This window comes from Rhodanobacter glycinis (assembly GCF_900114325.1).
GTDB classification, from domain to species: Bacteria; Pseudomonadota; Gammaproteobacteria; order Xanthomonadales; family Rhodanobacteraceae; genus Rhodanobacter_A; species Rhodanobacter_A glycinis.
On record NZ_FOSR01000005.1, the window covers coordinates 248,928 to 258,304 of the forward strand.

At 66.9% G+C, this 9,377-nt stretch carries 12 protein-coding genes; 4 read left to right on the forward strand and 8 right to left on the reverse strand.

The annotated features are described in order from the left end of the window. Positions 1-9: 9 nt before the first annotated feature. The 5 genes from BMY90_RS07890 to BMY90_RS07910 all read right to left on the reverse strand — a co-directional run bounded on the left by BMY90_RS07890 (position 10) and on the right by BMY90_RS07910 (position 3,934). Entirely contained in the window at positions 10-705 is a 696-nt protein-coding gene (locus BMY90_RS07890) for a DUF4328 domain-containing protein (RefSeq protein ID WP_092703023.1), read from the reverse strand. 77 nt (positions 706-782) lie between these two features. Further along, positions 783-1,853: a uroporphyrinogen decarboxylase gene (gene hemE / locus BMY90_RS07895; RefSeq protein ID WP_092703079.1), complete on the reverse strand. Its 1,071-nt coding sequence runs from the start codon at positions 1,851-1,853 to the stop codon at positions 783-785. Positions 1,854-1,858: 5 nt separating this feature from the next. Next, on the reverse strand, positions 1,859-2,119 hold the full coding sequence (locus tag BMY90_RS07900) for a WGR domain-containing protein (RefSeq protein WP_008210828.1): 261 nt from the start codon (positions 2,117-2,119) through the stop codon (positions 1,859-1,861). 184 nt (positions 2,120-2,303) lie between these two features. Beyond that, on the reverse strand, positions 2,304-3,398 hold the full coding sequence (aroB, locus tag BMY90_RS07905) for a 3-dehydroquinate synthase (RefSeq protein ID WP_092703025.1): 1,095 nt from the start codon (positions 3,396-3,398) through the stop codon (positions 2,304-2,306). Then, positions 3,395-3,934, reverse strand: a complete 540-nt coding sequence (locus BMY90_RS07910) for a shikimate kinase (protein ID WP_092703027.1) — start codon at positions 3,932-3,934, stop codon at positions 3,395-3,397. Before BMY90_RS07910 ends, aroB begins: the two co-directional genes overlap by 4 nt. Positions 3,935-3,961: 27 nt before the next feature. Here BMY90_RS07910 and BMY90_RS07915 point away from each other — a divergent pair, with 27 nt between their 5' ends. Next, positions 3,962-4,807: an NAD-dependent epimerase/dehydratase family protein gene (locus BMY90_RS07915; RefSeq protein ID WP_092703029.1), complete on the forward strand. Its 846-nt coding sequence runs from the start codon at positions 3,962-3,964 to the stop codon at positions 4,805-4,807. Positions 4,808-4,989: 182 nt separating this feature from the next. Here the strand turns inward: BMY90_RS07915 and BMY90_RS07920 are convergent, their stop codons facing one another. Continuing rightward, a complete protein-coding gene (locus BMY90_RS07920) occupies positions 4,990-5,817 on the reverse strand; it encodes a kinase (RefSeq protein WP_092703031.1) in 828 nt (275 codons plus the stop codon). Positions 5,818-5,857: 40 nt separating this feature from the next. Here BMY90_RS07920 and pdxH point away from each other — a divergent pair, with 40 nt between their 5' ends. Further along, complete coding sequence (gene pdxH, locus BMY90_RS07925; RefSeq protein WP_092703033.1) at positions 5,858-6,445, forward strand: pyridoxamine 5'-phosphate oxidase; 588 nt, start codon at positions 5,858-5,860, stop codon at positions 6,443-6,445. Next, positions 6,445-7,254 (forward strand): cobalamin-binding protein, encoded by an 810-nt coding sequence (locus BMY90_RS07930; RefSeq protein ID WP_092703035.1) that lies wholly within the window; start codon positions 6,445-6,447, stop codon positions 7,252-7,254. The genes pdxH and BMY90_RS07930 overlap by 1 nt, the downstream gene beginning before the upstream one ends. A gap of 98 nt (positions 7,255-7,352) precedes the next feature. Here BMY90_RS07930 and BMY90_RS07935 read toward each other — a convergent pair whose 3' ends face one another. Then, the gene (locus BMY90_RS07935) at positions 7,353-7,928 is read right to left on the reverse strand and encodes a YggT family protein (RefSeq protein WP_092703037.1); all 576 of its coding nucleotides are present in this window, start codon (positions 7,926-7,928) and stop codon (positions 7,353-7,355) included. Further along, complete coding sequence (gene proC, locus BMY90_RS07940; RefSeq protein WP_092703039.1) at positions 7,925-8,752, reverse strand: pyrroline-5-carboxylate reductase; 828 nt, start codon at positions 8,750-8,752, stop codon at positions 7,925-7,927. The genes BMY90_RS07935 and proC overlap by 4 nt, the downstream gene beginning before the upstream one ends. A 399-nt stretch (positions 8,753-9,151) precedes the next feature. Between proC and BMY90_RS07945 the strand changes: the two genes are divergently transcribed. Beyond that, the coding region (locus tag BMY90_RS07945; RefSeq protein WP_139201716.1) for a DUF4372 domain-containing protein at positions 9,152-9,377 on the forward strand (226 nt) is incomplete at its 3' end.

Consider the following 9,377-nt stretch of genomic DNA (forward strand, 5'->3'; position numbering starts at 1 on the left):
CTGCCTGTCTCAGGCAATGGCGGCGACAGGCAAGGGTGGCAACGCGGGTGTTTGCTGGCTCCAGGCGGCTTCCTGCATGCTCCACAGGCTTCCCACGATATGCACGAACAACAGGGTGGCTATCATGAACAACACCATGCCCGTGATTTCCACGTTGCTCGCGGCAAGTACTGCATCGGCGTCGCGGGCCTCACGAAGCATGACCGATTTGACTTGGCCAGCGATGCCGGCGAACAAGTGGGTCAACCACCACAGCAACAGGCAGGGGCCGGTTCGTACGGTGCTCCATTGTGCGGGCGAACGGCTTGCTTGCCAGACTTCTCGCATCGCGCGGTACGGCATCACTAGGTTGGCGACGGGCACGAAGAACCAGCCTACCGTCCAGCCTGGCGAGGATTCGAGCCCTTTTGCACCCAGCGCTTCCGTGTTGCTGGCGGCACGATGCAGCCAGATAAAGAACAGCACGATGTTGAGTAGCAGCAGTGCGCCGTAACCGACGTCGAGCACCATTTGCAGCCGGTTCGCGCCATGCATGCCCATCAGCAGTAGCGAAGGGTTTTCCACGGCGCCATCGCGGATCAGGCGCAACAGATGGTTGACGTAAAGATCGATGCCCATGTTGCAGACCACGATGAGACCGGTCACACAGGCAATCCCGCGCACCCAGTTGGTCAGCACGCCGAGCTGACGAAAGCTGTTGTTCATCCCCGAGTTCCCCTGTTTCTCCCGGGCGGCAGCATAGCAATTTGCCGAGGCCTGGGAGGGGGCGGATCGGGGCGGCTTCAGTGTTCCCGCAGCGTGCGCCCGTAGGCGTGCACTTCATTCACCAGCACCTTCATGTGCTCCGGATCGACTTCCGGGGTGATGCCGTGGCCGAGGTTGAAGACGTGGCCGGGATGGTTGCCGTAGCTGTCGAGCACGGCGCGGGCTTCGCGGCGGATCACGTCGGGCGAGGCGCGCAGCACGGTGGGGTCGAGGTTGCCTTGCAGCGCGACCTTGCCGGCGACGGCACGGCGGGCGTCGGCGAGGTTGATGGTCCAGTCCACACCCAGCGCGGCGCAGCCGCTGTCGGCCATCTCGGCCAAGTGCTGGCCGGCGCCCTTGGAAAACAGGATCACCGGCAGCTTGCGCGCATGCGCGTCGGCCTGCAACGCCGCGACCACTTGTTGCATATAGCGCAGCGAGAATTCGCGGAAAGCCTTGGGGCCGAGCATGCCGCCCCAGGTGTCGAAGACCATCAGTGCCTGCGCGCCGGCTTCGGCTTGCGCGGCGAGGTAGCTGGCGACACTTCGCGCCAGCACGTCGAGCAGGCGGTGGGCGAGGGCGGGATCATTCCAGCTCAATGCCTTGAGCAGGGCGAAGTCGCGCGAGCCGTGACCTTCCACCATGTAGCAGGCCAGCGTCCACGGGCTGCCGGCGAAGCCGATCAGCGGCACGCGGCCGTCGAGCTCGCGGCGGATCAGCCGCACCGCATCCGTGACGTAACGCAGTTCGCCATCCATGTCGGGCACGGCGAGTCTGGCGATGTCGGCGGCAGTGCGCACGGGATGCGCGAACTGCGGACCTTCACCCTGCGCGAACGACAGGCCCAGGCCCATCGCGTCGGGAATGGTGAGAATGTCGGAGAACAGGATGGCGGCGTCGAGGTCGAAGCGCTGCAGCGGTTGCAACGTCACTTCGCAGGCGAATTCGGGGTTTTGCGCCAGGCCCATGAAGCTGCCGGCACGTTCGCGCGTGGCGCGGTACTCGGGCAGGTAGCGACCGGCCTGGCGCATCACCCAGATCGGCGTGGTGTCGACGGGTTCGCGACGCAGCGCGCGCAGGAAACGATCGTTCTTCAGGGGTGCATGCATGTCGGTCAACGTCCGTGCGGGCCGTCGAGGCCCTGGCTGAACATCAGCCGGTAACCGCGCTTGAGTTGGCTGTCACGGGCTTTTTCGAAGGCGGCCATGGCGGCGTCACGCTCCAGAAACTGCTCGCGCCGCAGCGTGGCCTTGCCGCCTTGCGTGCCGGTCTCGCGGTACAACGTCCAGCCGCCGAGCAGATCCTGCTCCAGCACGATCTGGACGTAGCGCGGCGCATCGGCCGACGTGGGCTGGGTTTGCAGGTAAAGGCGCATGAAGGGCCGGTGGGCAGTGCCTGGGATCAGACAGTGTAAAGGGCCGCAAGGCGGCGGGCGAGGGGCGTCCTGCCGCGGCTGCTCCCCGTAGGAGCGCACCCTGTCCACAAGGGACTTCCTGCGGTCGTGCGCGAAGGCTCTTGGTCGGGTATCGCGAAAAGCCTTTCGCGCACAGGGTGCGCTCCTACAGGGCGGCTTCGAGTACGGTCAGCACATCGGCCTCGTTCACGCCGGCCACGATCTCGGCGCGACCGATGCCGCGCCACAGGATCAGCCGCAGCATGCCGGCGGTGTTCTTTTTGTCCAGCCGCATCAGCGCGAGCAGTTGTTGGGCATCGAAACCGGCCGGCACGGCCACGGGCAGGCCGACGGTTTCCAGCAGCCGCTGCAGACGTTCGGTATCGGCGGCTTCGCTCATCCGCAACCGCTCGGACAAACGCGCGGCCAGCAGCATGCCCACCGCCACGCCTTCGCCGTGCAGCAGGGTGGTGTAGTGGCCGGCGGTTTCCAGCGCGTGGCCGAAGGTGTGGCCGAGGTTGAGCAGGGCGCGTTCGCCCTGTTCGGTTTCGTCGCGTGCCACCACGCCGGCCTTGTAGCGCACCTTGCGCGCGATCGCTTCGATCAGGGTGGCGTCGTCGCGCGCGGCGAGCGCATCGGCGTGAGTTTCCAGCCAGGCGAAGAACGGTTCGTCGCCGATCGCCGCACCCTTGATCACTTCGGCCAGCCCGGCACGGTATTCGCGGTCGGGCAGGGTGGCCAGCGTGTCGATGTCGGCGACTACCGCACGTGGCTGGTGGAAGGCGCCGACCAGGTTCTTGCCGGCGGGCAGGTTGACGCCAGTCTTGCCGCCGACCGAGGAGTCGACCATCGCCAGCAGCGTGGTAGGCATCTGGATGAAGTCGATACCGCGCATCCAGCACGCCGCGGTGAAGCCGGCCAGATCGCCGACCACGCCGCCACCCAGTGCGATCACGCAGGCATCGCGGGTGGCGCCGAGCTGGCCCAATGCCTCCAGCGCGCGGCCGACGTTGGCAAAACTCTTGTGCGCCTCGCCATCGTCGAGCAGGAACGATGACCAGTGGATGCCTTCCAGTCCCTGCGCAACGCGATCGAGATACAACGGCGCCACCGTGGTGTTGCTGAGCACCAGCACGTGACGCCCACGCAGTGCGGTGTGCCAGCGCGCGGCATCACCGAGCAGGCCGCGGCCGATCCATACCGGGTAGCTGCGCTGGCCAAGGGCGACGTCGATGGTGGTGAAACTGTTCGTTGAAGTCATGCCGCGTGTTGCCGTTGCCAGGAGGAGTCGATGAGGGCGATGCAGTGTTCGCTGGAGGCGGTCACGCCTTCGTGCACGGCCGGGATGGCGAGATCGGCGATTTCGCGGTACAGCGGTTCGCGCACCTCGGCCATGGCTTGCAATCGTCCATGGCGGTCGTCGCCGGCCAGCAACGGGCGCTGGGTGTCGTGGCGCAGGCGTTTCAGCTGCAATTCGGGCGTGGTCTGTAGCCATGCCACGTAGCCGCGTTCGACCAGGTTGCGACGATTGGCCGGATCGAGCACGGCACCGGCGCCGGTGGCCAGCAACACGCCACGGCGGCGGCTACACTCGTCCAGCAACGTGCTCTCGCGTCGACGGAAGCCAGCCTCGCCCTCGACCTCGAACACCGTACTGACCGGCACGCCGCAGTGGCGCTCGATTTCCTGGTCCAGGTCGAGGAACGCCAAGCCGTAATGCGCGGCGAGGCGTCGGCCGACCGAGGTCTTGCCGGCCCCGGTGGCGCCGATCAGGAACAGGTTGCAGGATGGGTTCATGGTTCAACTTTAACAGCAGGCGAATGGATGTCCGAACGGATTTTGCTGGCGGGTTGCGGCGACCTGGGTCGACGCGTGGCGGAGCGCCTGCTGGCACGTAGCGACGAGGTGTTCGCGCTGCGTCGGCAACCGCCGGATGACGGCAACGAAGGCATTCGCTGGGTGCGTGGTGATCTGGGGCGGCCGGGCGGCCTCGCCGGCTTGCCACAGGGCGTGACGCGGCTGGTCTATCTGCCGACGCCGGATGCGCGGGACGAGACGGCGTATCGCAGGATTTTCGTCGACGGCTTGCGGCACCTTCTCGATGTGCTTGATGGCTCCGCGTTGCGGCGCGTGCTGTTCGTTTCTTCAAGCGCGGTCTATGGCGAACATGACGGCGACTGGGTGGACGAAGACACGCCGGTCGCCCCGCCGGGCTTCAATGGTCGCGTGTTGTTCGAAGCCGAACAGTGGCTGTTGCAACAGGCGGCAGCGATGCAGGTGTCGCCGGTGGTGCTGCGTCTGGCTGGCCTGTACGGACCGGGGCGCCTGCAGTTGATCGAGCGCCTGCGCGCCGGGCTGGCGAAGGTGCCGCGCGAGGTGCCACATTGGGCCAACCGCATCCACGTGGACGATGCCGCGGCGGCGATTGCGCATCTGCTCGACCTGCCCGATGTGCAGCCGCTGTACCTGGGTGTGGATGACACGCCGCTGCCGCTCGACGTGCTGTATGACCACTTGGCGGGCCTGCTGGGTGTGTCGATGCCGCTGACAGGCCCGGCACCGGCCGGTGTCGGCAGCAAGCGCCTGAGCAACGCCCGTTTGCGTGCCAGCGGTTTCGCGCCGCAATGGCCGGACGCGCGCGTGGGCTATGCCGCGCTGCTGGGTGCGTAGCGGTCTGGATCCCGCGCAGGAGCGCCGTGGAAACGATGCCGGAGCGGTTTGCAGGAGCCCGCTTGCGGGCGATGGCTTTGGCTTTGGCTTTCCGGACATTGAAGCAAAAGCATTGCGGCTGAAGCCACTCCTGCACGTCAGGCGGATGCGGCGCCGGTTGCTGTGGCGCCGCCGTTGCGGCCTCAGTCGTGGCCGAGCCCGGTGACGTGGCGTTCGCTGTCGTACTCCACCACGCTGTCGGCGATGGCCGGCAAGGTGGCCAGCGCGTGTCGGCTCAGGCGCTCGAAGTGGGCCAGGAAGCGCGACATGGCTTCGGCATCCATTGCCAACGGAGCGCGGCGGGCGAGCAGGTCCTGCTCGGTTTCGCTGCGCCAGCGGCGCACCACGTCCCAGCCGGGGGCCTGCAGCACGATCAGGGCATCGAGCTTGCGCCACAGCGGCTGGTAGCCGCGCAATTGCTTGTTCACCCACTTGCGCCAGCGGCCGTCGTCATCCTCGTCGCGCTCCAGCGCATTGACCGGGGTGCCAAGTGCTGCCAGCGGCTGTGGCTTCAGGCCGAGCGCCCAGCCCTCCACGATCACCAGTTTCGGTGGTCGCGTGGCCTTGGGCCAGCGCGAGGGCGGCATGCGGGTGTCGCGGCCCTTGTCGAAACGCGGCCAGGCCACCGGCAGCTTTTCCGAGGCGTGCGGCAGCGCGGCCAGTACCGACAGCAACAGTTCGATCTCGTGCGTGCCGGGGACGCCGCGGGTGCGCAGCAGCGGGTGGATATCGTGCGCCATCGCCTCGCGCTCGCTGCGCGAGTAGTAGAAATCGTCGAGCGAGAGCACCACGGTGGCCCAGCCACGCGACTCCGCCTCGGCCTTCATGACCCGGGCGAGCGAGCTTTTGCCGCTGCCCTGCAGCCCGGACAGGCCAAGGATGTACGGCCGCTGCGCCCGCGCGATGCGGCCGGCGTAGTGGTCGAGCAAGTGGCCCGCCAGGGCCAGATTCTGCGTGCTAGCATCTTTCATGCACGCCATGATGACGTGCGTTCGCCACGATTCAAGACCCATGCTCACATCCGAGATACTGAATACCTTCCGGGAACTGCTGGACGAGGCCGCCGCCAGCGCCGATTCCGAGCCCACCGCGATGAACCTTTCGACCGTCGATGCGGCCGGTCGGGTGAGCTCGCGCATCGTGCTGCTCAAGGGCGTCGACGAGCGCGGGTTCCGCTTTTTCACCAATTACGACAGCGACAAGGGCGCGCAATTGCAGGCGCACCCGCAGGTGGCGCTGTGCTTCCACTGGAAGGCCGTGCGCGAAGGCGTGCAGGTGCGGGTGGAGGGCGCGGCCCGTCGCCTGCTGGCGGAAGAATCCGACGCCTACTTCGCCAGCCGGGCCCGCGGCAGCCAGATTGGTGCCTGGGCCTCGCTGCAGTCGCAGACGCTGGCCGATCGCGCCACCTTCGAGCAGCGCGTGGCCCATTACGAGCACGAATTCGAGGGCCGCGACGTGCCGCGTCCGCCGCACTGGGGCGGTTTCGTGGTGGAGGCGGACCTGATCGAGTTCTGGTACGGCGCGAAGTTCCGCCTGCACGAGCGCGTGCGCTGGAGCCGCCACGGCCAGACCTGGACCCACCGCCTGCTGTATCCGTGATGGCGCGCGATGGTTACCCGCAACGCATCGTCTGCCTGACCGAAGAGCCCACCGAGGCCCTGTACGCGCTGGGCGAGCAGGACCGCATCGTCGGCATCTCCGGCTTCACCGTGCGCCCGCCGCGGGCGCGCAAGGAGAAACCGAAGGTCTCGGCGTTCACCAGCGCCAAGATCGGCGAGATCCTGAAGCTGGAGCCGGATCTGGCGATCGGCTTCTCCGACATCCAGGCCGACATCGCGCGCGAGCTGATCAAGGCCGGGGTGGAGGTGTGGATCAGCAACCACCGCAGCGTGGACGGCATCCTGGCCTATATCCGCCGGCTCGGCGCGATGGTCGGCACGCACGAAAAGGCCGAGGCCTACGCGCAACGCGCCGAGGCGCATATCGCCACGGTGCGTGCCGCCGCGGCGAAGCTGCCACGCCGGCCGAAGGTCTACTTCGAGGAATGGGACGAGCCGATCATCACTGGCATCCGCTGGGTGGCCGAGCTGGTCGGCATCGCCGGTGGCGACGATTGCTTCCCCGAACTGGCCCGTGAATCACTGGCCAAGCAGCGCATCCTGCCGAACGGCGACGAAGTCGTGCGCCGCGCGCCGGACATCATCCTGGGTTCCTGGTGCGGTAAACGCTTCCGCCCGGAAAAGGTCGCCGCGCGCCCAGGCTGGGACACTATCCCGGCGGTCCGCGATGGCGAACTGCACGAGATCAAGTCACCGATCATTTTGCAGCCCGGTCCGGCCGCGTTGTTCGACGGACTCGACGCGATCCACGCCGTCATCGCGGACTGGAATCGCGGGTCAGAGAAGTGAGGGAAGAGAAGTGAGGGAAGAGAAGTGAGGAGTGAGAGAAAAGCAGCGGTCGGCGAGCTTTTTCTCACTTCTCACTTCTCTCCACTCACTCCGCGCTCTCACCCTCCCATGGCGAACCGCGTCCCCAGATCCAGCAGCGGCGCCGCCAGCAGGATCCGGCCCAGCAGCAGCACGATCATTACCGCGGCGGGGGCGAAATCCATCATGCCGAAGACCAGCCGGCCGCGCAGCGGGCGCAGCAGCGGTTCGACGATGGCGCCGAGCAGGCGTTGCAACGGCTGGTGCGGGTCGTTCGAGAGCATGCTGAGCAGCGACCAGACGAAGACCAGGATCAGGTAGAACATCAGCACGAAGTCGAGCAGGTCGGCCAGCGCCAGCACCAGCAGCCCGGCGATGTGCGGCATGAAGCCCACCAGCGCGAACAGCACCAGCCGCTTCAGCAGCATCAGCAGCCACGCGACCAGCACCGCTGCCAGGTTGATCCGGCGCCAGTTCGGCAGCACGCGGCGGATTGGTGCCAGCACCGGGTTGGTGGTGCGGTAGATGAACTGGCTGAGCGGATTGCGGAAATCCGCGCGACCGGCCTCGGCGGCCAGGCGCACCAGGAACAGCACGACCACGGCATCGAAGGCCAGCGTGATCAGCATGACGAGGGCGTTGAGCAGGTAACTCATGTCGGACTCGATGCGTCGAGGGCGGCGGCCAGTTCGCCGCCACGTTGCGTGGCGGCGGCGACGGCGCGGGCGGCGATGCGTGGCAGGCCATCGCCGGCGAAGCTTTCCAGCGCCGCCTGGGTGGTGCCGTTGGGCGAGGTGACGCGACGCCGCAGTTCGCCCGGCGCCTCGCCGCTTTCGGCCAGCATGCGGCCGGCGCCCAGGCAGGTCTGCACGGCCAGTGCGCGTGCGGTATCGCGTGGCAGGCCTTGCGCGGTGGCGGCATCCTCCAGCGCTTCGACCAGCGCGAAGAAATAGGCCGGTCCGGAGCCGGACAGGCCGGTGACGGTATCCATCAACGCTTCGTCGTCGATCCAGCGGGTGAGCCCGGCGGCGTCGAGGATGTGCTGCGCCTGCGCGCGTTGCGGCGCGCTGACTCGCGCGTTGGCGCACAGGCCGGTGGCGCCGGCACCGATCAGCGCGGGCGTGTTGGGCATGCAGCGCACGATCGGCAGGTTGCCGAACCAGCGTTCGAGCTGGTCCAGGCGCACGCCGGCGGCGATCGAGATCAGCAGCGGACGCTGGCGCTGCAGGGTATCGCGCAATCCTTCGCGGATCGCCGGCATGACTTGCGGCTTCACCGCCAGCAGGACGACGTCGGCATCATTGATGGCGAGCGCGTTGTCGGCGAAGGTGGTCACGCCGAAGTCGCGGGCGAGGGCTTCGCGCGCCTCGGCCTGCGGCTCGGCGATGCGGATGTCGGCGGCGGCGACTCCGGTCTTCAGCAGGCCGCCGATCAGGCTGCGCGCCATGTTGCCGCCACCGATGAATGCGATTCGAGTCATGGGGATGTGTCCTCGGGAAAGCCAGTGGCATACCTTACCCTAGGAGCCTGTCGGACTTGGACCGGTCTGGCTGCGAACCGCCGAAAAATTGTCTTCGCACCGCCAGATTTGACCAGCTTCGCTGTTGTGAAGCTCTTCGCCTCGACCACTCAAGCCCGGCAGGCTGCTCAGGGTAGGTCTGATTTTGCTCGTCATCCCAGCGAGGCGCTTTTCAACGGCCGAAGGGCCGGTCGAGCTGGGATCCAGTGTCTATAGGCCGATTGAAAGCAAAGTCACTGGATTCCTGCCTGCGCACACTGCTGTCCGGAATAAATCCAGCCATGGGAGCGAGAAGCGTTGCGGGCCAACGGTTGGGGGTGTACACCCCCGAGCGCCAACTCAAAAACCGGGGCCCGCAACATGTTCAGCATAAGCCGATTCCATGCACTGACGAAGCATCTCCCGCGTGGCGTGTTTGATCGCGCCGTCGAGCGGTGCGAGGCCGACAAGTACAGCAAGGGATTTGGTCGCTGGCAGCAGTTGCTGGCGATGGTCTACGCACAGCTTTCCGGTGCCGATAGCCTGCGCACGGTGGAGGTCGGGTTCAACGCACAAACCGAGCACCACTACCATCTGGATGCGGTAG

Coding starts and splice junctions, on each gene's coding strand:
- pdxH (WP_092703033.1), top strand. CDS start 5,858: ATGCTCACATCCGAGATACTGAATACCTTCCGGGAACTGCTGGACGAG.
- BMY90_RS07900 (WP_008210828.1), bottom strand. CDS start 2,119: ATGCGCCTTTACCTGCAAACCCAGCCCACGTCGGCCGATGCGCCGCGC.
- hemE (WP_092703079.1), bottom strand. CDS start 1,853: ATGCATGCACCCCTGAAGAACGATCGTTTCCTGCGCGCGCTGCGTCGC.
- aroB (WP_092703025.1), bottom strand. CDS start 3,398: ATGACTTCAACGAACAGTTTCACCACCATCGACGTCGCCCTTGGCCAG.
- BMY90_RS07935 (WP_092703037.1), bottom strand. CDS start 7,928: ATGAGTTACCTGCTCAACGCCCTCGTCATGCTGATCACGCTGGCCTTC.
- BMY90_RS07910 (WP_092703027.1), bottom strand. CDS start 3,934: ATGAACCCATCCTGCAACCTGTTCCTGATCGGCGCCACCGGGGCCGGC.
- BMY90_RS07930 (WP_092703035.1), top strand. CDS start 6,445: ATGGCGCGCGATGGTTACCCGCAACGCATCGTCTGCCTGACCGAAGAG.
- BMY90_RS07890 (WP_092703023.1), bottom strand. CDS start 705: ATGAACAACAGCTTTCGTCAGCTCGGCGTGCTGACCAACTGGGTGCGC.
- proC (WP_092703039.1), bottom strand. CDS start 8,752: ATGACTCGAATCGCATTCATCGGTGGCGGCAACATGGCGCGCAGCCTG.
- BMY90_RS07920 (WP_092703031.1), bottom strand. CDS start 5,817: ATGAAAGATGCTAGCACGCAGAATCTGGCCCTGGCGGGCCACTTGCTC.
- BMY90_RS07915 (WP_092703029.1), top strand. CDS start 3,962: ATGTCCGAACGGATTTTGCTGGCGGGTTGCGGCGACCTGGGTCGACGC.